25 protein-coding genes and 1 tRNA gene are annotated in these 24,224 nt (G+C 34.1%); 14 read left to right on the top strand and 12 right to left on the bottom strand.

Annotated elements, in window-relative coordinates; genetic code table 11:
• Positions 1 to 10: 10 nt before the first annotated feature.
• The 8 genes from BKM63_RS01410 to dnaA form a co-directional block, all read right to left on the bottom strand.
• Positions 11 to 1,375, bottom strand: a complete 1,365-nt coding sequence (locus BKM63_RS01410; protein WP_071635059.1) for a methylmalonyl-CoA mutase subunit beta — start codon at positions 1,373 to 1,375, stop codon at positions 11 to 13.
• Positions 1,376 to 1,391: 16 nt separating this feature from the next.
• The gene (locus tag BKM63_RS01405; RefSeq protein WP_071634896.1) at positions 1,392 to 1,724 is read right to left on the bottom strand and encodes an FtsB family cell division protein; all 333 of its coding nucleotides are present in this window, start codon (positions 1,722 to 1,724) and stop codon (positions 1,392 to 1,394) included.
• A gap of 144 nt (positions 1,725 to 1,868) precedes the next feature.
• Complete coding sequence (gene udk, locus BKM63_RS01395) at positions 1,869 to 2,477, bottom strand: uridine kinase (RefSeq protein WP_071634894.1); 609 nt, start codon at positions 2,475 to 2,477, stop codon at positions 1,869 to 1,871.
• Between the two features lie 267 nt (positions 2,478 to 2,744).
• Complete coding sequence (locus BKM63_RS01390; protein ID WP_071634893.1) at positions 2,745 to 3,626, bottom strand: SDR family oxidoreductase; 882 nt, start codon at positions 3,624 to 3,626, stop codon at positions 2,745 to 2,747.
• Between the two features lie 74 nt (positions 3,627 to 3,700).
• Positions 3,701 to 4,828: a methionine aminotransferase gene (locus tag BKM63_RS01385; protein WP_071634892.1), complete on the bottom strand. Its 1,128-nt coding sequence runs from the start codon at positions 4,826 to 4,828 to the stop codon at positions 3,701 to 3,703.
• Positions 4,829 to 4,882: 54 nt separating this feature from the next.
• Positions 4,883 to 5,596, bottom strand: a complete 714-nt coding sequence (locus BKM63_RS01380) for an SAM-dependent methyltransferase (protein WP_071634891.1) — start codon at positions 5,594 to 5,596, stop codon at positions 4,883 to 4,885.
• A gap of 71 nt (positions 5,597 to 5,667) precedes the next feature.
• Positions 5,668 to 6,135, bottom strand: a complete 468-nt coding sequence (locus BKM63_RS01375; RefSeq protein WP_071634890.1) for a low molecular weight protein-tyrosine-phosphatase — start codon at positions 6,133 to 6,135, stop codon at positions 5,668 to 5,670.
• A 7-nt stretch (positions 6,136 to 6,142) separates the two neighbouring features.
• Complete coding sequence (dnaA, locus tag BKM63_RS01370) at positions 6,143 to 7,570, bottom strand: chromosomal replication initiator protein DnaA (RefSeq protein ID WP_011921525.1); 1,428 nt, start codon at positions 7,568 to 7,570, stop codon at positions 6,143 to 6,145.
• Positions 7,571 to 7,756: 186 nt separating this feature from the next.
• Here dnaA and BKM63_RS01365 point away from each other — a divergent pair, with 186 nt between their 5' ends.
• Positions 7,757 to 8,161 carry an acyl-CoA thioesterase gene (locus BKM63_RS01365; protein ID WP_071634889.1) on the top strand — a complete coding sequence of 135 codons (405 nt, stop codon included), beginning with the start codon at positions 7,757 to 7,759 and terminating at the stop codon, positions 8,159 to 8,161.
• A gap of 31 nt (positions 8,162 to 8,192) precedes the next feature.
• Here the strand turns inward: BKM63_RS01365 and BKM63_RS01360 are convergent, their stop codons facing one another.
• From BKM63_RS01360 to ribD, 3 genes are all read right to left on the bottom strand, one after another.
• Positions 8,193 to 8,825: an IMPACT family protein gene (locus BKM63_RS01360; RefSeq protein WP_071634888.1), complete on the bottom strand. Its 633-nt coding sequence runs from the start codon at positions 8,823 to 8,825 to the stop codon at positions 8,193 to 8,195.
• Between the two features lie 213 nt (positions 8,826 to 9,038).
• On the bottom strand, positions 9,039 to 9,641 hold the full coding sequence (locus BKM63_RS01355) for an HAD family hydrolase (RefSeq protein ID WP_071634887.1): 603 nt from the start codon (positions 9,639 to 9,641) through the stop codon (positions 9,039 to 9,041).
• On the bottom strand, positions 9,634 to 10,683 hold the full coding sequence (ribD, locus tag BKM63_RS01350) for a bifunctional diaminohydroxyphosphoribosylaminopyrimidine deaminase/5-amino-6-(5-phosphoribosylamino)uracil reductase RibD (protein WP_071634886.1): 1,050 nt from the start codon (positions 10,681 to 10,683) through the stop codon (positions 9,634 to 9,636). Before ribD ends, BKM63_RS01355 begins: the two co-directional genes overlap by 8 nt.
• Before the next feature lie 127 nt (positions 10,684 to 10,810).
• Here ribD and BKM63_RS01345 point away from each other — a divergent pair, with 127 nt between their 5' ends.
• The 3 genes from BKM63_RS01345 to prmC are packed head-to-tail and all read left to right on the top strand — an operon-like array spanning position 10,811 to position 13,005.
• Positions 10,811 to 11,296, top strand: coding sequence for a GNAT family N-acetyltransferase (locus BKM63_RS01345; protein ID WP_071634885.1), 486 nt, complete (start codon positions 10,811 to 10,813; stop codon positions 11,294 to 11,296).
• A 4-nt stretch (positions 11,297 to 11,300) separates the two neighbouring features.
• The gene (locus BKM63_RS01340) at positions 11,301 to 12,107 is read left to right on the top strand and encodes an FG-GAP repeat protein (RefSeq protein WP_071634884.1); all 807 of its coding nucleotides are present in this window, start codon (positions 11,301 to 11,303) and stop codon (positions 12,105 to 12,107) included.
• Positions 12,108 to 12,144: 37 nt separating this feature from the next.
• On the top strand, positions 12,145 to 13,005 hold the full coding sequence (gene prmC / locus BKM63_RS01335; RefSeq protein ID WP_071634883.1) for a peptide chain release factor N(5)-glutamine methyltransferase: 861 nt from the start codon (positions 12,145 to 12,147) through the stop codon (positions 13,003 to 13,005).
• A gap of 73 nt (positions 13,006 to 13,078) precedes the next feature.
• Here the strand turns inward: prmC and BKM63_RS01330 are convergent, their stop codons facing one another.
• Positions 13,079 to 14,323 carry an ABC transporter permease gene (locus BKM63_RS01330; protein WP_071634882.1) on the bottom strand — a complete coding sequence of 415 codons (1,245 nt, stop codon included), beginning with the start codon at positions 14,321 to 14,323 and terminating at the stop codon, positions 13,079 to 13,081.
• Between the two features lie 246 nt (positions 14,324 to 14,569).
• On the opposite strand from BKM63_RS01330, the gene hisS reads away from it, so the two are divergent.
• The 10 genes from hisS (at position 14,570) to BKM63_RS01280 (ending at position 24,220) form a co-directional block, all read left to right on the top strand.
• Positions 14,570 to 15,997, top strand: coding sequence for a histidine--tRNA ligase (hisS, locus tag BKM63_RS01325; RefSeq protein ID WP_071634881.1), 1,428 nt, complete (start codon positions 14,570 to 14,572; stop codon positions 15,995 to 15,997).
• Between the two features lie 310 nt (positions 15,998 to 16,307).
• Positions 16,308 to 16,378: transfer RNA gene (locus BKM63_RS01320), tRNA-Trp, on the top strand.
• Positions 16,379 to 16,717: 339 nt separating this feature from the next.
• Positions 16,718 to 17,296 carry a nucleotide exchange factor GrpE gene (locus BKM63_RS01315; protein ID WP_071634880.1) on the top strand — a complete coding sequence of 193 codons (579 nt, stop codon included), beginning with the start codon at positions 16,718 to 16,720 and terminating at the stop codon, positions 17,294 to 17,296.
• A 79-nt stretch (positions 17,297 to 17,375) separates the two neighbouring features.
• Entirely contained in the window at positions 17,376 to 18,485 is a 1,110-nt protein-coding gene (gene dnaJ, locus BKM63_RS01310; RefSeq protein WP_071634879.1) for a molecular chaperone DnaJ, read from the top strand.
• A 161-nt stretch (positions 18,486 to 18,646) separates the two neighbouring features.
• Positions 18,647 to 19,591, top strand: coding sequence for an ABC transporter ATP-binding protein (locus BKM63_RS01305; RefSeq protein WP_071634878.1), 945 nt, complete (start codon positions 18,647 to 18,649; stop codon positions 19,589 to 19,591).
• 55 nt (positions 19,592 to 19,646) lie between these two features.
• Positions 19,647 to 20,963 carry an ABC transporter permease gene (locus BKM63_RS01300; protein WP_071634877.1) on the top strand — a complete coding sequence of 439 codons (1,317 nt, stop codon included), beginning with the start codon at positions 19,647 to 19,649 and terminating at the stop codon, positions 20,961 to 20,963.
• Between the two features lie 101 nt (positions 20,964 to 21,064).
• Positions 21,065 to 22,228, top strand: a complete 1,164-nt coding sequence (locus BKM63_RS01295; RefSeq protein ID WP_071634876.1) for a sigma-54-dependent transcriptional regulator — start codon at positions 21,065 to 21,067, stop codon at positions 22,226 to 22,228.
• Positions 22,229 to 22,385: 157 nt separating this feature from the next.
• The gene (locus BKM63_RS01290; protein ID WP_071634875.1) at positions 22,386 to 23,048 is read left to right on the top strand and encodes a DEAD/DEAH box helicase; all 663 of its coding nucleotides are present in this window, start codon (positions 22,386 to 22,388) and stop codon (positions 23,046 to 23,048) included.
• 80 nt (positions 23,049 to 23,128) lie between these two features.
• Entirely contained in the window at positions 23,129 to 23,347 is a 219-nt protein-coding gene (locus BKM63_RS01285; protein WP_071634874.1) for a putative signal transducing protein, read from the top strand.
• A gap of 69 nt (positions 23,348 to 23,416) precedes the next feature.
• Positions 23,417 to 24,220 carry a Cof-type HAD-IIB family hydrolase gene (locus tag BKM63_RS01280; RefSeq protein WP_071634873.1) on the top strand — a complete coding sequence of 268 codons (804 nt, stop codon included), beginning with the start codon at positions 23,417 to 23,419 and terminating at the stop codon, positions 24,218 to 24,220.
• Positions 24,221 to 24,224: the final 4 nt, after the last annotated feature.

The raw sequence follows: 24,224 nt of genomic DNA, 5'->3' as shown, positions 1-24,224 counted from the left end.
ACTTATAACATTATTCAAGTTCAAGCCTTTCTTGTTCCAGCTTCTCGGCCAATCTTTTTTCTATAATGGGTGTAATTAATGTTTTTCTGGGTTTAATTTTTACGAAAGGGAACAATTCTAAATCATGTTTCATTCGGTCTTCTTTATTCGGGTATTTGTTTGTGCCCAGAAGTACTTCTTTTTTAGAATCAAATAATTCCTGCTCTTTATTGGCGCTTTCCTGAATTTTCTTTTTGATTGTTCCGTCGTTCAAAAGCTTTAAGAAACCACCATTTGCTTCAATATCTTTAAATAATGCTAAGCTTTTTTCTGCTAGCTGCATGGTTAAACTTTCGATATAATAACTTCCGTCTGCCGGATTATCCACTTTGTCAAAATAACTTTCGTGTTTTAAAACCAAGAGCTGGTTTCTTGCTATTCGGTCACCAAATTCATTGTCTTTATGATATAATGCATCATAAGGTAAATTAGCGACAGCATCTGCACCTCCTAAAATTGCTGACATACACTCAGTTGTAGTGCGAAGCATGTTTACATTATAATCGTAAATGGTCTTATTACGTTTGGTTGGCGTAACCAAAAATTGGCAGTCTATTTCAGGATTATATTCGGCTGCAATTAATTTAAAGAGCATTCGTAAAGCCCTAAGCTTTGCAATCTCAAAGAAATAATTTGTTCCAACAGCTATTTGAAAAACAATAGGTTTTATTAAACCCGGAAAACGGTTTAAGTATTCATTGGCATGTGCTAAACTATAAGCAATTTGCTGCGTAATATTAGCTCCTGAATTTTGGTATAAACCAGAATCTACGCTTATTAGTGAAAGATTTGTGGTTTGGCCGGCAATCTTCTCGAGCGTTTCAAAATTATTTTTGTCCGATGTTGTAAACCAGTTTCCATCTCGTGCCAATTGTCCAATAGGATCTAAATTACAATAAAAAATCGCCTTTTTCTGGATTGAAATAGTATCCAGCTTTTTTACGAAATCGATTGAGAGAAAACTTAAATGAAAGTAAATAGTTCTGTTTTCTAAAGGAAGATTTTCTAGTAATTTTTGAATATCGGTATTTTCATTTTGAATAGTAAAACGTAAACTTTCAGCACCTCTTTCCAGCGTGTTTATAGCTCTGTTGATTGATTTTTCAACATCATGAACAAATATATTCTGGCAGATTTTAAATTCTGAAGCCTGAGTTTGAACAGCAGCACTTTTTGTAAATTCGTCGCTATGATAAAAAGGTTTAACCTGAATGTCTTCGGGAGAATTCCAAATTACAGTTTGGTTGTAATCGGCTCCATCTAATTCAAACTGAATTTTTTGTTTCCATTGCTTGGATGAAATCGGATTAAAATCGTCGAATAGGTTAGCGGCCATTTGTTTTTTTTTCTGGTTATTCTTTTTCTTGAATGGTATCTCCTTCAAATTGAATGATGTAAATATCTTCGCTGTCTTTTTTCATGAAGTACTTTTCGCGAGCATATTTTTCTATTTGTTCAGGATTTTTAAGTTGTTTGATCTGTTCCTGATCTTTTTTTATTTCTTCCTGATAATATTTTTTATTGTCCTGAAGTTCATTAATCTGCCCATCTAAAAAACGATGATCAAAATAAGAGTAATTGTCTAAAAACAGCATCCAGACAATAAAAAACAGCAAAACCCAAACATATTTGTTGCCCAGGTATTTAAACCATTTTTTGTCCTTATATGGATTTTTTAATTTCATTTTTAAACGAATATTGTTTTGAATATGATTGGTCTTTTTATTCCGATAGTTCCGATCATTCGGTAGAAAATCCTTTTGTGCCGGTCACGAGCTTCGAGAGGCACAAAAGTCTCCTTATTTTTTGGAATAAATTTACAATAAAAATTACGAAATTCTCTGATTAATTACAGCACGAACTACATCAATCGCTACAGTGTTGTATTTGTCATTTGGAATAATGATGTCTGCAAATGCTTTTGATGGCTCGATAAACTGTTCATGCATAGGTTTTAAAGTCGTTTGGTAGCGGTTTAAAACCTCGTCGATATCACGTCCGCGTTCTGAAATATCTCTTTTTAAACGGCGAATTAATCTTTCGTCAGAATCAGCATGAACGTATATTTTAATATCAAAAAGCTCACGTAATTCCGGATTTGTCAGAATTAAAATTCCTTCAACGATCATTACCTTTCTTGGATGTGTAGAAACCGTATCGTCAGTTCTGTTATGCTGAATAAAAGAATATACAGGCTGATCGATTGTTTCACCTGCTTTTAAAGCTCTTAAATGTTTTTCTAATAATTCAAAATCAATCGCACGAGGATGATCAAAATTAATTAATGCTCTTTCGTCAAAAGACAAATTGGTAGTTTCTTTATAATAAGAATCCTGAGAAATTACGCCAACTTCTGTGTCTGGTAATTCGTTCATGATTTGGTGTACTACCGTTGTTTTTCCACTTCCTGTTCCCCCTGCAATTCCAATAATGAGCATAAAATTTTTGTTTGATATTTGTTTGACAAAAATAATAATTTAACTGAATTGTCTAAACATATTAATGTATTTAAACCATATAAGTAGTGTAAGTAAATGTAAGTAAACAGATATTTAAACAATTTATTACTTCATTGAACTTATATCACTTATATGGTTAAAATGATTGTCAATTATATGATAAAAAAATCCCGAAAGTAAACCTTCGGGATTTCGTGCAATCAGTATAGTTTTAAAAAATATTCTGAATTTAGTAAGCACTTGTAATTATTTATTCTTTTTTGCTTTTATCATCATTTCAAGCTGATCCCAAAGTTCTTCCGGAATTGCTTCTAACAAATTAAATTGTCCTGCACCTTTTAACCATTCGCCTCCGTCAATTGTAATAACATCACCATTTACATAAGCAGAAAAATCAGAAACCAGATACGCAGCAAGATTTGCTAATTCCTGATGATCTCCAACACGTTTCAATGGTACTTTTTTTGCCATGTCAAACTTTTCAGAAAGATCTCCCGGCAGTAATCTGTCCCAGGCTCCTTTTGTAGGGAATGGCCCCGGAGCGATGGCGTTAGAACGAATTCCGTATTTGGCCCATTCTACAGCAAGGCTTCTTGTCATGGCTAGTACCCCTGCTTTTGCAGTAGCACTCGGCACCACATAAGCAGATCCTGTCCAGGCATAAGTAGTAACAATATTTAAAATCGTTGCCGAAGTTTGTTTGCTGTCAATCCAGTGTTTTCCAAAAGCCAGTGTACAGTTTTTAGAACCTTTAAGTACGATATCTATAACAGTATCAAATGCATTTGCAGATAAACGTTCTGTTGGCGAAATAAAATTTCCGGCCGCATTGTTTAAAAGAACATCGACCTTTCCAAAAGCTTTTAAAGTTTCCTGAAGCATGTTTTCTACTTCTTCATAATGACGAACGTCACATTGAAGCGGTAAACATTTTCCGCCCGTTTCACTTTCAAGTTCTGCAGCGGTCGTTTTCAGCTTTTCTAAATCTCTTGAAGTAATCGCAACTTGTGCGCCTAATTCTAAAAAATATTTGGTCATTGCTTTACCTAAACCGCTTCCGCCGCCGGTAACTACAATCACTTTTCCTTTCAAAGCGTCGTCACGTAACATTTTATCTGTATAGCTCATACTTTTCTTTTTTTACAATATTAATTAAAAAAATAGGATGCACGCATAATATTGTTATAAAATTTTAATAAACTTTATATATCACATATTTTTTTCGCGGCAGATTCAAGTGTAAAGTCGTCTTTAGCAAAGCAAAAACGGATTAATTTCTGATCTTTATGATCTGAATAAAAAGTCGAAATAGGGATTGCCGCAACTCCATGATTGATAATTAGATTTTTGCAGAAAGTAACATCGTCTTCTTCTGAAATATTGGCGTACGAAGCCACCTGAAAGTAAGTTCCTTCACAAGGTTTTAATTCGAAACGGCTGTTTTGAAGCAGTTTTTGAAAATAATCTCTTTTTTCCTGATAGAATTTTCCAAGCTGGCTGACATCTACAACGTCAAGATATTCGCTGATTGCAAATTGCGAAATACTGTTTACGCTGAAAACCAAAAACTGATGCACTTTCTTGATTTCTTTCATTAAATGTTCTGGAGCAATGGTGTAACCAATTTTCCAGCCTGTAATATGAAATGATTTCCCGAAAGAAGAAACCATAATGCAGCGATCTAAAAGAAAGTTTTTGGTATGTGCCGAAATATGTTTTTCTTCAAAAGTGATGTATTCGTAAACTTCATCAGATAAAACTAAAAGATCGGGATATTTTGAAAGTATTTTTTCTAATTGAAGAAAATCAGCCTCAGTTAATATTTTTCCTGTTGGGTTATGCGGATTGTTGATGATAATCATTCGGCTCTTTGCTGAACATGCTTTTTCGATTGTTTCCCAATTGGGCGTATAATCGTCGTTTAGAGCTACACGAACCGGTTTGGCTTTGCAAAGTAAAACAGGAGATTCGTATGAATCGTAGCTCGGATCCAGAATTATAACCTCGTCGTTTTCTTTTACCAAAGCTAAAATTGACGTAAAAATTCCCTGTGTGGCGCCAGCGGTAACCAAAAGTTCTAAATCAGGATTGATAATTCTGTTATAAGAATCCTGAATCAGCTTTGCAATTTTGCTCATTAATGGCGGATATCCAGCCATTGGGGTGTATTGATGCGCATTTTCCTTAGCTAATCTGGCAATAATATCCGTTAATCTTTCATCAACAGGAAAATTTGGAAATCCCTGAGACAGATTTATGGCATTATATTCGGCAGCCATTTTTGACATTATCGTAAAAATGCTGGTGGTTACGTTTGGGAGTTTACTCATTATAAAGTTTGATTAGGGAAAACTTGTGAGTACAATATAAGGCAATTTTTACAATTACATTTTATGAATGATGAAAATTGTCGGTCGTTTATCAATGTCAATTTTTAATTTCTTCCAGTCAGAGACCTTTAGTGTTTTGATAAATTCTGTTGGCAAAGTAATATCCGTAGCAATACATAAATGTGTCGACGGATTTAAAATCTGAAGTAGATCTTCAATCAATTTGTTATTTCTATATGGTGTTTCAATAAATAATTGAGACTGATTTTTGTCATGTGATAATTTCTCAAAATGACGAATTGCCGATTTTTTCTCGTCTTTATCTATTGGCAAATAACCATTAAAAGTAAAACTCTGACCGTTCATTCCAGAAGCCATCATAGCTAATAGAATAGAAGAGGGGCCGACTAAAGGTACGACCTGAATACCTTTTTCATGGGCCAGTTTTACAATTACAGCACCGGGATCAGCAACGCCGGGACAGCCGGCTTCACTCATTAATCCCATATTTTTTCCTTCTAATAAAGGTTTGATGAAATCTAAATGTTCGCTTGGTTCTGTTCTTTTATTTAGTGTAAAAAGAATTAATTCTGATTGTTTTTTCTCCGGATAAACTGCTTTTATTGATTTTCTGGCTGTTTTGTCGTTTTCAACAATATAATGGTCAATAATTTCGATTGTTCTTCTTACAGTTTGCGGTAAAACATCCATTGGATCGCTTTCGCCCATTGTGGTTGGAATTAAATATAGTTTTCCTAGAAGTTTCATTTTATGACAGTTTATAGTGTAAAACAAAAATGTATTTTAATTATATATGAATAACTAAAATACAAATTAAATTATGAATGTTTTTTGATAAGTTTTTGGGCAATGATTTCGGCTGCTTCGTCGAGCATTTGATATACACTATCAAATCCGTTAACAGCTCCGTAGTAAGGATCTGGAACATCTACATTTTCGTCTGGAAATAATTCATTTAGAATAAGACTGACTTTGTTTTTGTGTTCGGGAGTTTTAGCAAGATGAAGGACATCTCTGTAATTCGAGCCATCCATTACATAGATATAGTCGAATTCGTCAAAATCAGCAGTTTTAAATTGTCTTCCTTTTTGGTTGTCAATGCATAAGCCGTTTTTTTGAGCAACGGCGATCGAACGTTTGTCTGGAGCATGGCCAACATGCCACGAGCCCGTTCCGGCTGAATCAACAATAAATTGGTCTTGAGGTAATTTTGAAGCTAAAATTCCTTCGGCTAAAGGAGATCTGCAAATATTCCCCAGGCAAACCATTAAAATTTTTACTGGCATGATCGCGTTATAGCGTTAGTTTTTTGTTGATATCTTCGACAAATTTCTTGAATTGTTTGTCTGTAGAAACTAAATTATCGACAGTTTTACAAGCGTGTAATACAGTTGCATGATCGCGGTCTCCAATTTGTGAACCAATGTTTGCCAAAGAAGCTTTAGTGAATTTCTTTGCAAAAAACATCGCCAATTGTCTCGCTTGAACTACGTGCCTCTTTCTCGTTTTAGATTGAAGTGTTTCGATATCCAATTGGAAATAATCAGACACAATTTTTTGGATATAATCAATAGAGATTTCTCTCTTAACGTTTTTAACAAATTTCTCAACAACGCTTTTTGCTAATTCAATCGTAACTTCTTTTTTGTTGAAAGAAGATTGAGCAATTAACGAAATAATAGCGCCTTCTAATTCTCTAACATTCGATTTGATATTACGGGCCACATATTCTAAAATATCTTCCGGCATATCAACACCATCACGATATAAAATATTTTTTAAGATCGAGATACGGGTTTCATAATCAGGCTGGTGCAATTCTGCAGACAATCCCCATTTGAAACGAGATAATAAACGCTGCTCGATATCCTGCATATCAACAGGAGCTTTGTCAGAAGTTAAAATTACCTGCTTTCCGTTTTGGTGCAAATAGTTAAAAATGTGGAAAAATACATCCTGAGTTCCTGATTTTCCCGATAAAAACTGAACGTCGTCTATAATCAAAACATCGATTAACTGGTAAAAGTGAATGAAATCGTTACGATTGTTCTTTTTTACAGAATCAATATATTGTTGTGTGAAAATTTCGGCAGAAATATATAAAACCGTTTTTTCAGGATATTTGTCTTTTACTTCAACCCCAATAGCATGTGCTAAGTGTGTTTTTCCTAAACCAACTCCTCCAAAAATCAATAACGGATTAAATGAAGTTCCTCCAGGTTTATTGGCAACGGCCATACCCGCAGAACGAGCTAAACGGTTAGAATCTCCTTCGAGGAAATTGTCAAAACTATAATTAGGGTTTAACTGAGATTCAATTTTTAAATTTCTGATCCCCGGAATTACAAACGGATTCTTAAGTTCAGGATTTAGGTTTTTAAACGGAGCGTCAACCTCTTGCGGTTTCATCGGAACTCTATTGGAACTTGGAAGCTGCTCGGTAAACGGCTGTTTATTTCCATAAGTGTTCTCCATTTTAATTTTATAGAGTAACTTTGCGTTTTTTCCCAGTTCTTTGGTAAGCGCAACTTTCAATAATTTTACGTAATGTTCTTCGAGCCATTCGTAGAAAAATTTACTTGGTACTTGAATATATAATGCGTTATCGGTTAGCTCAACTGATTTGATTGGTTCAAACCAAGTTTTGTATGCTTGATCTTGAATATTGTCCTTTATGAAGGACAAACAGTTTTCCCATACCGATTGAGCAGTTTTAGTCATAGATTCAAATAAATTTTTATATTATTAATAAAGATTCTCCTGTGAAAATGGAGCAATTTTATTCCGTATTTCGGGATAACAAATATGTGAACAAATTTCTGTAAAAAAAAATATTTTGGTATCTAATTTTATAAAAAAATGTTGTAAGAGAACTTTAAGAATTTAAAATTTTTTAATATATAAATAATGAAAAAACATCAAACGCAAGTGCGTGTTCGTTACTCCGAAACTGACCAAATGGGGGTTGTTTATCACGGAAATTATGTGCCATATTTTGAGATCGGACGCGTGGAATGGCTTAGAAATAAAGGGATTTCGTATAAAAGCATGGAAGAAAGCGGTATCGGGCTTCCAATTGTTTCGATGCAAATCAATTATAAAAAATCAGCTCGTTATGATGAGCTTTTAACAATTCATACCACATTCAAAAGTCAGTCATCTGTTAAGATTGAATTTGACTGCGAAATCTATAACGAAGCAAATGAGTTATTAACAACTGCGGTGTTTATTTTAGTATTTATTTCGTTAAAAACGGGCCGCCCTACCGCACCTCCGGATTACATTTTAGAATTGTTTAAAACACTAACATAATTGTTAAAACGAGGGGCGTTTTTATACTAAATTATATAATTTTAACGTCGATTTCAAACATTAAATCAAAAATGTCGAATATAGATTCGGCATTTTTTTTGCGCGTTTTTGTGGTTATTTTGCCAATTGGCAGTCCGGAATTCTCATCAATTTCCATTTCCTGAGAAGTTATTTCGAGTTTTTTTTCTTTTATAACACGCATCACTTTGTTCATGTTTTTATAATCAAAAGAAATTAAAAAATGCACATCGATTGTTTTTTCGACAATTTCGCAAACTTCCAATGTCATTTGTGCTGTTGTCCGATAAGCAGCAATTAAACCGCCGACACCCAGTTTGGTTCCTCCAAAAATACGAACCACAACTATAAGAATGTTTGTTAAACCAAAAGATTGTATTTGTCCATAAATGGGCGCACCGGCAGTATTGCTGGGTTCTCCATCATCGTTTGTACGGTAGGAAATTTTTGGAGCTGTTCCTAATTGATAAGCATAGCAATAATGTACGGCGTGAGGATGAAGTTTTCTTAAATTTTCAATAATTGGTTTTACTTCGTCCTCACTTTCTATAGGGTAAGCATAGCCAAAGAACTTGCTTCCTTTTTCTTTAAAAAGCACTTCTTCAGATTCTCCGGCAATGGTTTGGTATGTATCGTTGTATTCCAAAAGTAAATATCTAAAATATGTTTAATTGTTTTTTTACAGAGTAAAATTTACCGCAAACTTCGTGAAGGTTTTATTGTTAGCTGTCAGTTTGTAAGCTTTAAAAGTTCGCAAAGCTAAATCAATACAAAGTTTTGCAAACTTTATATTCTTAATCCGTTAAAATCTTGGTGAGTTTTGTGTACATCTTTGTGATAAATTCTCCCCAAATTCACGTTACAATATCTTTTTCTCAAATAAATCTACAACATCTTCCTGACCCACTTGTAAATTCCAAACATGAAATCCCAATGCAGTAGCGGCATCTGTATTTTCTTTTTTATCATCAACAAATAACGTTTGGCTCGGAATTAAATTATGCGCATCTATTAAATGTTGAAAAGAGGAGGCATTTGGTTTTCGTTTTCCAATCTCAAATGAAAAATGAACTTTTTCAAAACAATTATAGAAGTCTGTGTAAAAAGCAATTCCGACTGTTTTTTCGAAAGTGCCAATATGAATGGAATCAGTATTACTTAATAAAAACAGGCGGTATTTTTTTGAAAGTTCTTTTAAGAAATCTAATCGGTAAGAAGGGAAATCGGCTAAAACAGCATTCCAGGCTTCTAAAATTTCTTCGATAGAAGCATTTGGCAGCTGCTTTTGAAATCCGTCCAGAAAATCCCCGTATGAAATATCTCCGGTTTCAAATAACAAATTCAAACGGTCCAATTCAGAATTCCATTCGGTTAATCCTAATTTTTGCAATCCGGATATGGTTCCTTGTTTGTTTAAATTGATAAAAATATCTCCAAAGTCAAAAATTATCGTATCAATCATAATTTCTTACGTATATTAATTCGTCGTTTTGAATATAAGTTTTAGCTGCGTTTTTCTTTATAAGTTCTGGTGCTTTTGTTCCTTTTTCAAAAATAGCTTTTCCAACAAATATTCGGGCTTCGTCCCAAATGTTTTGATCTATAAAAGATTGTAAAGTCTGTCTTCCGCCTTCAATAATGACAGATTGAATTTGATGCTGATATAAAACAGCTAAAATCTGCGGAATCATCTTTTCGTCAAAATCAATTCTTTCAAAAATGGTGTTTTCTGTAGAAATATTATTTGCAGATTTCGAAAATACAATTGTCTTTACACTCTCGTCAAAAACAAAACTGTCTTTTGAAATTCGGTTTTTTTGGTCTAAAACCACTCTAACAGGGTTATTGCCAGTCCAATCTCTAACATTCAATTTTGGGTTGTCATCAATCACTGTTTGAGTTCCGGCTAAAATCGCTTGTTCTTCACTTCGCCATTTATGTACTAATTGGCGGGAATATTGATTGGTAATCCAAACCGGTTTGCGTTCCTGGCCCATTTCTTTTTCTGGAGCCAAAAAACCGTCTTGACTTTCTGCCCATTTCAATATAATATAAGGTCTCTTTTTTTGATGAAAAGTAAAAAAGCGTTTGTTGAGTTCGCTGCATTCGTCTTCTAAAATACCTACAACTACATTTGCGCCGGCTTCAACTAATTTTTTAATACCGTTTCCTGCTACTTTTTCGTTTGGGTCAACGGTTCCCACTACAACATTCGGAATTTCGTTTGCAATAATTAAGTCGCAGCACGGAGGTGTTTTTCCAAAATGAGAACAAGGTTCCAAACTAACATAAATAGTAGCTTTTTTTAAAAGCGATTTGTCCTTTACAGATTGTACTGCATTGACTTCGGCGTGTGGTTCTCCGGCTTTTTTGTGCCAGCCCTCGCCAATAATTTTACCTTCATAGACAATTACACTGCCCACCATAGGATTTGGATAAGTTGTTCCAAAGCCGTTTTTGGCAAGTTCAATGCATCGTCTGATATATTTCTCATGTATATTCACGTTGCAAAAGTAACATATTTTGAGTTTTGAGTCTAATGATAAAATAATAGTTGTGAAACAATCCAAATTGTTATGAAAGGATCAAAAAAGTATTTTTATTTTTGTAGATATAAGAAAATAAAGAAAAATGAATAATTGGATTATCAGAAAAATCAAAAAAGAAGACAATCAGTCAGTTGCAAAGTTAATACGGTCGGTTTTTGATGAAATGGAAATCCCAAAAGTAGGCACCGCCTACGAAGATCCGTATTTAGATTTGATGTTTGAAGAATATAATAAGCCAAAATCGGTTTATTTTGTAGTAGAAATTGAAGGCGAAATCTTGGGTTGTGCCGGAATTGCACCACTCGAAAATGGGGATCCTAAAATATGTGAATTACAGAAAATGTATTTTTCGCCAAAATTGCGCGGCTTGGGAATTGGAACTAAAATGATGGAGGAATGTTTAGAGCAGGCAAGAATTTTTGGTTTCGAAAATTGTTATATAGAAACCATGCCTTTTATGCATGCGGCTCAAAAATTATACAAAAAATCAGGTTTCGAATATTTAGACGCTCCAATGGGATGTACCGGGCACAATTCTTGCCCTGTTTGGATGTTGAAAAAATTATAAGCCTATGAGAAAATTTGTTTTTGGAATTGTTTTAGTTTCTGTTTTGTTCTCCTGTAAAGATGCCAAAGAAAAAAAAGCGGTTAAAAATCCCATTAGCAATAAAGATACGGTTGCTGAAATTGCAGTAAGTGAAAATTCTGTCGAACAAGAAGTGTTTAAAAGCGATTTTGAAATTTTGCTTCCGCGAAGTTATCGAACTTATGATAATGAAAATCCAGCATCGTTATTAAACCAAAAATGGATTGAATTGTATCAGGAAAATGAAGAATATTATTTAGGGAGACCCAGCTATAAAATCAAAAAAGGATTTGATGAGTGTTCCGGCGATTCTTTAATTTCTATAATGCCCGAAAATAAAGCTTTGATTTTTATAGATAATCCAGAACTAAAAGCAGGAAAAATAAATTCTTTAAAAATCAAGAAACATAAAATTTGGCCCAATGAAAAAGTAAATTTTACGTTTAATAACGTAAATTACATTTTACGTGCCGAAGGGAAAGTGCTTTCTGAAAATAACGCTGTTTCCAATGATAACGAAGATGAAGTTTTTAAGGAAGTAGCACATTATAAACTTTTTATAACGGCTGGGAACAATGCTGAAAAATTGCTTTTAGCCGAAGAATCTTTCCATGACACTTTTGTAGAACTTCTTTTTGCAGGTGATATTGACGGTGACGGAAAACTAGATTTTGTTTTTGGAGCCAGCAGAGATTATGAAGAAGAAAGAGTAGTCTTGTTTCTTTCATCAAGAGCAGAAAAAGGAGAGGCTGTAAAAAAAGTTTCGGAAATAGCAGTTCAATTTGACTGTTAATTAAATCGACTATCTAAATATAACAGATATAAAAAAAATGAAAATCAAACAATATCGTACTCAGTTTATTAAAGAGTTGTCGCCTTTTTACGATGCGTACGAAGCGGAGAGTTTTTTCTATTTAATTTTAGAAGATAAACATCAGCTGCGCCAAATCGATTTAGCCTTAAATCATGAATTGTTTTTTTCTGAGGCTGATTTTGTTGTTTGGGATTCATTATTAGCACAGCTAAAAAAAGAAGTCCCAATTCAATATCTACTAGGAAAAACTAATTTTTATGGTTTAGATTTTGAAGTAAATGAAAATGTTTTGATTCCGAGACCGGAAACCGAAGAATTGGTCGAGTGGATTATCAGCGAAAACGCGGCAAGTGACAGAACAAAAAAAATAAAAATTCTTGATATAGGAACAGGAAGCGGCTGTATAGCAATTTCATTGGCTAAAAATCTGCCAAATGCCGAAGTTTACGCCATGGATGTTTCTAAAAAAGCAATTGAAACAGCAAAAAGAAATGCTGCCAAAAACGATGTTGATGTCACTTTTATATTTCAGAATATTTTAGAAACGGAAGAATTAAAATGCCAATTTGATATTATTGTTTCTAATCCGCCTTATGTTCGAAATTTAGAAAAACAGGAAATCAAGAAAAATGTACTGGATTACGAACCGCATCTGGCTCTTTTTGTGGATGATAATGATGCTTTAATTTTCTACAAAAAAATAGCTTCTCTGGCTCATAATAATCTTCTTAAAAATGGCCAATTGTATTTCGAAATCAATCAATATTTAGGAAAAGAAATGATCGATTTACTGGGTAAAATGGATTTTATAAACATCGATCTCCGAAAGGATATTTACGACAACGATCGTATGATCTCCTGCAAGGTTTCTATATAGTCTCAGTTTTCAGTCTCAGTCTCAGTTTTCGTTAATAGTGAAACTGAAAACTGAGACTGAAAACTAAAAAAAACTACTCGTAACGAAGAGCCTCAATCGGGTCTAATTGCGAAGCTTTTATGGCAGGATATAATCCGGAAACAATGGCAACAAGAAAGCTGGTTCCAAAAGCAGCAAATATAGCTTTCCATGGAATTACAAAAGCAAAATCCATTATTCCTGCAAATGCACCGCCAACGAGAATTCCTAATACAATCCCGATTAAACCTCCAATTTGACCAATCAATAAAGTTTCGATAAAAAACTGGACTGAAATCGTAATTTTTGTCGCGCCAAGTGCTTTTCTAACGCCAATTTCCCGCGTGCGTTCCGTAACCGAAACAATCATGATATTCATCAAAGCGATTGACGATCCTAAAATTGTAATGACGCTGATAATCCAGGCTGCCCAGCCTAAATATTGGGTGATTCCCAAAATTCTATTAATTAAATCGTCACTTCTCCCAATTCCGAAATTATTATCGCGAACCGGACTTAACTTACGAACTCTTCGCATAGTGCTTGTTGCATTATCAACAGCTTCGTCTAAAAGTTCTTTTTTAGATACCATCACACTAACAGTGTAATTTATATTAGGAGCAGTAAATAAAGATCTTGCTACCTGAATAGGAATTAAAACGCGTAAATCCTGACTGTTTCCAAATGTTGAGCCTTTTTCTTTTAAAACTCCAATAACTTTAAAACGTGCACCGCGAATTGAAATTACTTTATCTATTGGGTTTACATCTTTCAATAAACCTTTTTCAAAATCAGAACCCACAATGCAGGAATACGTATTATTGTCAATATCAAATTGGTTAAAAGAACGGCCCAAAGTGGTTTCCAAACCAGAGTTTGAAATAAAATGTTCATCAACTCCTACAATTGTAATTTCCGGATCTGTTTTTTGATCCTGATATTTTACTTCGGCTTTTGAAGTTGCGGTAAACGAAAGAGAAGTTTCGGTAAAAGGGTATTTATATTTGTTTTTGAATGCAACGGCTTCCGGGTAAGAAATAATTGGGTTTATCACTTCACGTTCATTTCCGCCACGGTTTCGAACTGTATTTTCGTATTGATTAATGTTGAAAGTATTCGCTCCCATCGAAGCAAAATTGGTCGAAACGGTATTTTCGAGAGCCGTTACAACGGTCAAGATTCCAACCAAAGCTGTAATTCCGATAGCAATAATTAAAACAGTAAGAATGGTTCGCAGTAATTGTGTTTTGATAGAACCAAAAGCAATTCGGATATTTTCTTTAAATAATTTTAGCATCATGACCAATTTGTCACGAAAATACGTTTTTTGTTACAAGTTTGTTTTCGAAGTGTTATTATTTATTTTAAAAAGTAAGATATTTGCAGTCCGTTTTAAATTAAGTCGAAAGTTGGAAAGTCATAAAGTCGAAAGTGTAAAACCAACAATCAAAAAAAATCTAAAAGTAAAATAATTTTAAAGGTTTTAGATTTTAGATCTCAAAGAAATCTAAAATCTAAAATCAACAATCTAAAATATTAAATCAAGATGGCTTCAAAACCAAGTATTCCACAAGGAACAAGAGATTTTTCGCCTGCAGAGGTGTCAAAACGTCAATATATTATTCAAACCATAAAAAATAATTTTGAGAAATTTGGTTTTCAGCCGATAGAAACTCCTTCGTTTGAAAATTCAGATACTTTAATGGGGAAATATGGAGAAGAAGGAGATCGTTTGATTTTTAAGATATTAAACTCGGGTAACTTTTTCTTCAATAAAAATAAAATTGAATTACCAGAATCGATTGAAGCGCTGCAGGTTAATTCTGCGGAAACAATTGATATCAATCAAAGAATTGAACTTAATAAATTTACAGGAAAAATTTCTGAAAAAGCTTTGCGTTACGACTTAACAGTTCCGTTTGCAAGATACGTTGTGCAACACCAAAACGAAATTGAATTTCCTTTTAAAAGATATCAGATTCAACCGGTGTGGAGAGCTGACCGCCCGCAGAGAGGACGTTACAGAGAATTTTATCAATGTGATGCCGATGTTGTTGGTTCAAAATCGTTATGGCAGGAAGTAGAATTGGTTCAATTGTACGATACTGTTTTTACTTCTCTAGGTTTAGAAGGTGTAACGATCAAAATTAATAACCGAAAAATATTATCTGGAATTGCCGAAGTTATTGGGGCTTCAGATAAATTAATCGATTTTACGGTTGCCCTTGATAAATTAGATAAAATTGGAGAAGACGGCGTAAAGAAAGAAATGATCGAAAAAGGAATTGCCGAAGAAGCGTTGCTAAAAGTACAGCCTCTTTTTAATTTTAGCGGCACTTTTGCAGATAAAATCAAGCAGCTTTCGGAATTATTAGCTTCATCAGAAGAAGGTATGAAAGGTGTTGAAGAATTGAAGTTTATCTGTGACAATGTTGCGGTTTTAGGTTTGGCGACAGCAACTCTAGATTTAGATGTAACTTTGGCTCGAGGGTTAAATTATTATACCGGAGCTATTTTTGAAGTTGCAGCTCCAAAAACCGTATCAATGGGATCTATTGGCGGGGGCGGAAGATACGACGATTTGACTGGTATTTTTGGTTTAAAAAATATGAGCGGTGTTGGAATTTCTTTTGGACTAGACCGAATTTATCTGGTTTTAGAAGAATTACAATTATTCCCGGAAACTGTGGCAGCGACTTCAAAAGCCATATTTATTAATTACGGAGATAAAGAAGCTTTGTATGCTTCAAAAGCTATTCAGAAATTAAGACAGGAAAATATTAAAGTTGAATTATATCCTGATAATGTAAAAGTAGGGAAACAGTTTCAATATGCAGATAAACGTTTGATTCCGTTTGCGGTCATTGCCGGTGATCAGGAAATTGCTTCAAATTCGTATGCACTTAAAAATTTAGTGACAGGTGAGCAGGTTTCTGTGGACTTTGAAGGATTAAAAAATGCTTTGTTAGCATAAGAGTTTAACCGCAAAGTACGCTAAGATATTTTATTTCACATATAAAAAAACAAAAAGTTCGCAAAGCTGGAGAAACACATAGCTTTGCGAACTTTCTTTTTTTTATAAAACCAGATCTCTAAAAAAAACTGGCAATCTTTGTGATGATTTCATCTGGTTTTTATTTTGCTGAAAAAAAGAGGAATTCGCAAACCTTTGAAGATGATTTGGTTAATTATTTACTAGCTTTTTATCAGCTTAAATCTTTTCTAATCTGCGCGAAATACTTGCTGGTGAAGAAAAAAAGCTTTTAATTTGCCGACCTTAAGTTACGGGCGTAGTTCAAGGGTAGAATAGCGGTCTCCAAAACCGTTGATGGGGGTTCGAATCCCTCCGCCCGTGCGAAAATACATCAAAGACTTTTGAAGAATTAAAAAGTTTAAAGCATAAAAAAAAGCTTCGTCTCTATAAAGGCGAAGCTTTTTTTAATATAAGGTAAACTTGAATTAATAATTATTTAGAGGCCGAGGCCAACCCTTAAATTCAATTTTGATAGGTAATAATTTAGTTCTTACTTTGGGACTCAAATATACGACAAACTAAAACGTAATAGTCTTAAAATTATAATAAATTTTAATGAGCCTTTTTCGATTTTTAAAAGTCTCATAATTAATAAAGTGACAATTTGACATTTTATAAGATTTGGCAGTACTTTTGCAATCCAAAAGAAAGAAATAAAAAATGAAGTTTAAGAATATTTTTAAAAATAAAAGTAATATGACTACGGAAAATACAGAATTCGATCAGGAATTAGACGATGTAACGTTAGAGAACAATGCCAACGGTGAGCAGTTAATTGTTGAAGAATTAAGTGTTGAAGAGCAATTAGCTCAAGACTTGGCAAAAGAAAAAGATAAGTTTTTGAGATTATTTGCCGAATTTGAAAATTACAAAAAAAGAACTTCAAAAGAGCGTATCGATTTGTTTAAAACTGCAAATCAAGAAGTTTTGTTAGCAATGCTTCCTGTTTTAGACGATTTTGACAGAGCAGCTGTAGAGATCAACAAATCTGACGATGAGAATTTGAAAAAAGGAGTTGAGTTAATTCATGAAAAACTAAAAAGCACTTTGGTTTCTAAAGGATTAGAGCAAGTTGAAATTCAAGCAGGTGATGCTTTTAATGCTGATATTGCTGAGGCAATTACCCAAATTCCGGCTCCGTCTGATAAATTAAAAGGGAAAATTGTTGATGTTATTGAAAAAGGATACAAATTAGGAGACAAAATTATTCGTTTCCCTAAAGTTGTAGTTGGAAACTAAAAAATGCAAATAAAATTCTAAATGACAATTCATTAAGTATTGGAATTTGGGATTTGTAGTTTGGAATTTAAACCTAATTATGAAAAAAGATTTTTACGAAATACTAGGCATTTCAAAAAATGCTGATGCTGCCGAAATTAAAAAAGCTTACCGAAAAAGCGCTTTAAAATATCACCCGGATAAAAATCCAGGCGACAAAGAGGCAGAAGAAAACTTTAAACTTGCGGCAGAAGCTTATGAAGTTTTAAGTGATCCGCAGAAAAAAGCAAAATACGATCAATACGGACATCAGGCATTTGATGGTTCTGGCGGATTTGGCGGTGGTCACGGCGGTATGAATATGGATGACATTTTCAGTCAGTTTGGTGACATTTTTGGCGGCGGATTTGGCGGTTTCGGAGGTGGAGGCGGAGGTCCTCGCCGCGCTAAAGGAAGTAATCTTAGAATTAAAGTGAAACTAACTTTAGAAGAGATTGCAAATGGTGTTGAGAAAAAAGTAAAAGTAAAACGTAAAGTTCAGGCAAAAGGTGTAACGTATAAAACTTGTACGACTTGTAACGGTCAAGGTCAGGTTATGCGTGTAACCAATACCATTTTAGGAAGAATGCAATCTGCTTCAACTTGTCCTACTTGTGGTGGTTCTGGTCAAATTTTAGATAAAAAGCCTTCTGAAGCAGCTTCACAAGGAATGGTTCAGGAAGATGAAACAGTATCAATCAAAATCCCGGCAGGTGTTACTGACGGAATGCAGTTGAAAGTTTCAAACAAAGGAAATGATGCGCCTGGAAATAGTATTCCGGGAGATTTAATTGTAGCGATTGAAGAAGTTGAGCACGAATTTTTAAAACGTGAAGGCGAAAACATTCATTACGATTTATACATCAGTTTTCCAGAAGCTGTTTTAGGATCTTCTAAAGATATTGAAGCAATCAACGGAAAAGTTCGAATTAAACTGGAAGAAGGAATTCAATCTGGAAAAATCTTAAGATTAAAAGGAAAAGGAATTCCAAGTTTAAACGGTTACGGAAGCGGAGATTTATTAGTTCACGTAAATGTATGGACTCCAAAAACATTGAACAAAGAACAAAAACAATTCTTTGAAAATGCTTTAAACGACGAACATTTTGTGCCGAGCCCTGAAAAATCAGAAAAATCATTTTTTGAAAAAGTAAAAGATATGTTCTCATAATCTAAACTTTTTTACAATGTTTAAATAATTCAAAACCCATTCTAAACATAAATAGAATGGGTTTTTTGCGTATTATTATGCAGATTCGATACGAATTATTTACTTTTACAGACTGTTGGCAGAAATAGCAAAAGCCGGCAAATGAAAATCAAAAAAATAAAATGAGCAACTTACTCGAAGTACATAAAGTCGTAAAACAATATGGCAATTATGTAGCGCTTAACGAAGTTTCATTAAATGTGCCAAAAGGCAGTATATATGGACTTTTAGGTCCAAATGGAGCGGGCAAAACTTCCCTTATCAGAATCATAAATCAAATTACAATGCCGGACAGCGGTGAAGTAATTTTAGATGGAGAAAAACTACAGCCAAAACACGTGCAGACCATCGGATATCTTCCGGAAGAAAGAGGTTTGTACAGCTCGATGAAAGTAGGCGAGCAGTGTTTGTATCTGGCACAAATGAAAGGACTTTCTAAAGCCGAAGCAAAAAAACAATTGGATTATTGGTTTGACCGTTTGGGAATTCAAGGCTGGTGGAATAAAAAAATCCAGGAACTTTCTAAAGGAATGGCGCAAAAAATTCAGTTTGTAGTTTGTGTATTGCATAAACCTAAACTGCTGATTTTTGATGAACCATTTTCTGGATTTGATCCCGTAAATGCAAATGTCATAAAAGATGAAATTCTGGCATTAAAAGAACAAGGCTCAACTATTATATTTTCGACTCACAGAATGGAAAGCGTCGAAGAACTTTGTGATCATATTGCTTTAATTCATAAATCGAATAAACTAATTGAAGGAAAAGTAGGCGACGTAAAACGTCAGTTTAAAACCAATAGTTTTGAAGTGGGGATTTTAACCAATAATGTCGAAGGTTTGATGTATGATATTACACAAAAATTTACCGTTTCTCCTGCTAATTTTAAATCATTAAATGACGACTTAAAATTAAATATTCAAATAGGAAATGCTGCACCAAATGAATTGCTGAATATTTTGACACAACGTGGACAGGTAACTCATTTCGTAGAAAAAATACCAAGTGTAAATGATATTTTTATTCAAACGGTGACTGAAAACAAAAAATTAAATTCCAATAATTAAATTCCAAATTCCAATTTAAAACATTGGAGTTTGAATTCGAAAATTATAAATATTTATGAGTATTATCTCGTTGATTATAAAAAGAGAGTTTATTGCCAAAGTCCGCAATAAATCTTTTGTTGTCATGACTTTTTTGAGTCCGCTTTTGTTTGTGGCGATTGCCGTATTCATCGGTTATTTGAGTTCGATGAAAGCAGAAACAAAACGTATCGCAATTCATGATGAAACCGGACTTTTTGCCGCAGATTTTTTAAAGGAGAATAAAAAAGGTGCCGAATTTAAATATCTTAATTTATCTGAAATTGATGTAAAAGCGTTGAAAGACAGCATTACAAAAGAAAATTTCAGCGGTTTAATTGTGATCCCAAAAACAATTGACACGAAAGATTTAGAAAGTAAAATTGAATTTATTTCGAATAACAGCCCCAGTATTTCTTTTATAGAAAACACGCAGGATATTATCGGAACAAAAATTACAAAGCTAAATCTGGAGAAAGCCAAACTGGATACGCTGGCTATTCAAAAAGCACAGTCAAATGTAAATATCCATTTGGTTAAAGCTTCTGGAGAAGAAAGTTTAAAAGGTTTAAACGAAATCAAAATAGCAATTGGCGGTGCTTTTGGTTATCTGATTATGATGTTTATTATCATTTACGGAAATATGGTAATGCGAAGCGTAATTGAAGAAAAAACAAACCGAATTATCGAAATCATTATATCATCTGTAAAACCATTTCAATTAATGATTGGTAAAATTGTGGGAACTTCATTGGCCGGAATTTTGCAATTTATGATTTGGGCGATTATTGGTCTGGGATTAATGTTTGCAGCTTCGGCATTTTTTGGAGTTAACGTTGGCCCGACAGCCCGAATTTCGCCAGAATTAATGCAGTCTGCACAACACGAACTTTCAGGATCTGCGCAAATGTATATTGCCGAATTATGGAACCTGCCTATTGCCAGTATCATAATTGGCTTTGTGGTTTATTTCATCGGAGGATATTTTTTATACAGTTCGTTTTATGCGGCAATTGGTGCAGCAGTGGACAATCAAACCGATTCGCAGCAATTTTTACTGCCAATATTAATGCCCTTAATTCTTAGTGTTTATATTGGATTTTTTACTGTAGTGAATGATCCGCACGGAACAGTTGCCGTTGTATTTTCAATGATTCCGCTTACGTCGCCAATCGTTATGTTAATGCGTATTCCGTTTGGTGTGCCGTGGTGGCAAATTGCAATTTCGGTATCATTATTGTTTGCTACCTTTTTCCTTGTTGTTTGGTTCGCTGCCAAGATTTACCGTGTAGGTATTTTAATGTACGGCAAAAAACCAACCTGGAAGGAATTGTATAAATGGCTTAAATATTAATTTTTAAAGTTGCTAAGATTCTAAGGTTCTGAGTTGCTAAGGTTTTTTAGCTTCTTCTAAGAAAAACCTCAGTATCTTAGTAACTCAGAACCTTAGAAAAAATGAGTAAAATAATAATTATAGAAGACGAAGCGGCGATTAGAAGAGTTTTGGTGAAAATTTTATCAGAAGAAAATGATGCGTATCAGGTTGATGAGGCCGAGGATGGTGCCGCTGGTCTTGAAAAAATAAAAAACAACGATTACGATTTGGTTTTGTGCGATATTAAAATGCCAAAATTAGATGGTGTTGAGGTTTTAGAAGAAGTAAAAAAAATAAAACCAGAGATTCCGATGGTGATGATTTCAGGTCATGGCGATATGGAAACAGCAATTCACACTATGCGTTTAGGCGCTTTTGATTATATCTCAAAACCACCAGATTTAAATCGTTTACTAAATACAGTTCGTAACGCTTTAGACAAAAAACAATTAGTTGTTGAAAATAAAATTCTGAAGAAAAAAGTCAGCAAGAACTACGAAATGATAGGCGAGAGCGAATCTATTAATCATATAAAAATGATGATTGATAAAGTAGCTCAAACCGAAGCCAGAGTTTTAATTACGGGACCAAACGGAACCGGAAAAGAATTAGTGGCGCATCAGTTACACGAAAAAAGCGAACGATCTAATTTCCCTTTAATCGAAGTAAACTGCGCGGCGATTCCGAGTGAATTAATAGAAAGTGAATTATTTGGACACGTAAAAGGTGCTTTTACATCAGCAGTGAAAGATCGTGCCGGAAAGTTTGAAGCAGCAGATAAAGGAACTATTTTCTTAGACGAAATTGGCGATATGAGTCTTTCGGCGCAAGCCAAAGTTTTACGAGCACTTCAGGAAAGCATGATTACCCGAGTTGGTGCAGATAAAGATATTAAAGTTGATGTTCGCGTTGTAGCTGCAACAAACAAAGATTTAAAAACAGAAATTGCCGAAGGGCGTTTCCGTGAAGATTTATACCACCGTCTGGCTGTTATTTTGATAAAAGTACCGCCATTAAATGAAAGACGCGATGATATTCCGGCTTTGATACGACATTTTGCGGCTAAAATTGCTTCTGAACAAGGAAATGTGGTGAAAGTATTTTCGGCGCAGGCTATAAAATTATTACAGGAGTATGATTGGACCGGAAATATTCGTGAACTTAGAAATGTGGTTGAAAGATTAATCATTTTAGGAGGAAACGAAATCTCTGAAACCGATGTGAAATTGTTTGCAAGCAAATAGGTGCTTTGCACTTTAGGCGATAAGCAGTAAGCTTTTAGCCTTAAGCTATGACATAAAAGTTTTTTGCCTATGGCTTAATGCCTAAAGCCTAAAGCTGAAAATTTAAAAATAATTTTTGCTTACAGCGTATAGCTTAAAGCTTAAAGCATAAAAAAAAATGAAACTAAAAAAAATAAACGAGAAACTACAAGACGGATTAATTGAAAACGGTTTAACAGAAGCAAACGTTTTGCAGATGGAGACGTTCTCGACGATAAAAAGTGGTGCCGATTGTATAATTATTTCTCCAGAAAAAAGCGGAAAAACAACTACGATTGTTTTGAATGTAATTCAGCAATTGGCAGGAAAAACCGAAGAATCGCCGCGTGCTTTGATTATTGTTGAGGATAAAGCGAAAGTTCTTGAAATGGAAGAGCTTTTTGAGAAGTACGGTAAATATACCAATCTCGAAGTTTATGGTGTACACGACAAGGGCGATATGGATTACGATAAAAATTATGTTTCAACCGGAATCGATGTTTTAATTGGAACTCCAAATAAATTGAGCGATATGTTTTCTACTGCCGGTTACAATGTCAACCGTTTGAAAATGTTTATTTTAGATGATGCAGACCCAATTTTGAAATTACGTCACGAAACTAAAATCATGCGTATTTCAAACAGTATTGCCAAAACACAGCGCTTGATTTTTGCTGAAACGCTAACAGAACGAATCGAAATTTTGGCAGATAAAATGCTTCTTGAACCTTATTTATTTGATATGGATGAAGAAGGTGAGGAGGAACTTGACGAAGAAGAAGAGGATATTCAGGAAGAATAGATAGTCACAGTTTTCAGTTTTTTTTCTTACTGCAAATTGAGAGTGAAAACTAAAATAATAATTATAAAAAAATAAATGTCATGGGATTAATGAAGGTATATTCAGGAAGCGAAGTATTAGCTATTGCTTTACAGGAAAGATTAGAAGAAGCTGGTGTAGAAACATTAAAAAAAGATAATATTCAATCGGCTCGTTTAGGAGGTTTTGGCGGTACAGATTTGGCAGTTGAGGTTTTTATTCAGGAAACAGATTTTGCAAAAGCAAATCCGGTTATTGAAGAATTTAGAATGAGTCTTTAAAAGTTTTCAGTCTCAGTTTTCAGTATGAAAAAACTGCTTACTGAGACTGAAAACTGAAAACTAAAAAAAATGCAATACAAAATGTTAGTTCTCGACATGGATGATACCTTGTTGACAGACGACCACAAAATTTCAGATTTAAATAAAAAAGTATTATTAGAAGCGCAGGCAAAAGGAGTTTATGTTGTTTTGGCTTCTGGGCGTCCTACTTTGGCTATGACAGCTTACGCCAAAGAGCTTGAATTAGATTTGAACGATTCTTATATGCTTTCCTATAATGGCGCTATTATAAGCCGTGTAAAAGATGATCTTGTTTTGTTTGAACAGAAATTAACTCCGGAACAAATTCACGAATTATATGATTATAGTGTGAAAATGAAAACGCACATTATAACATATCTGGATGAGGAAATTATAAGCGAAACAGACTCTGAGTATATTGAGATTGAAAAAGAAATTACCGGAATGCATCATCTTAAAGTTTCTAGTTTTAAAGATACTGTAGACAGACCAGCCGTTAAATGTATTTTATTAGAAGATCCTGCTTATTTAAAAGAAATAGAGAAAGATTTAAAAGCTGCAATGCCTCATTTAAGTGTTTCAATGTCTAAACCTTTTTTCCTTGAAGTGGCTCAAAACGGAATCGACAAAGCGGCGAGCTTGAAGAAATTAGCCGAAAAACTGGGAATTCATCAAAGTGAAATTATCGCTGTGGGGAATGCAGGAAATGACTTGACCATGATTGAATATGCCGGGCTAGGAGTTTGGGTTGATAACGTTACGCCTGAATTACGTGATAAAGCCGATTTAATAGTAGCTTCAAATAATAATAATGGTGTTGCTGAAGTAGTTCAAAAATATATTCTAAATTAATTTC

The sequence above is a fragment of the Flavobacterium johnsoniae genome (genome assembly GCF_001879205.1).
Classification (GTDB): domain Bacteria; phylum Bacteroidota; class Bacteroidia; order Flavobacteriales; family Flavobacteriaceae; genus Flavobacterium; species Flavobacterium johnsoniae_A.
The sequence above is the reverse complement of the archived record's forward strand: the minus strand, read 5'-3'. Positions and strand labels throughout refer to the sequence as shown.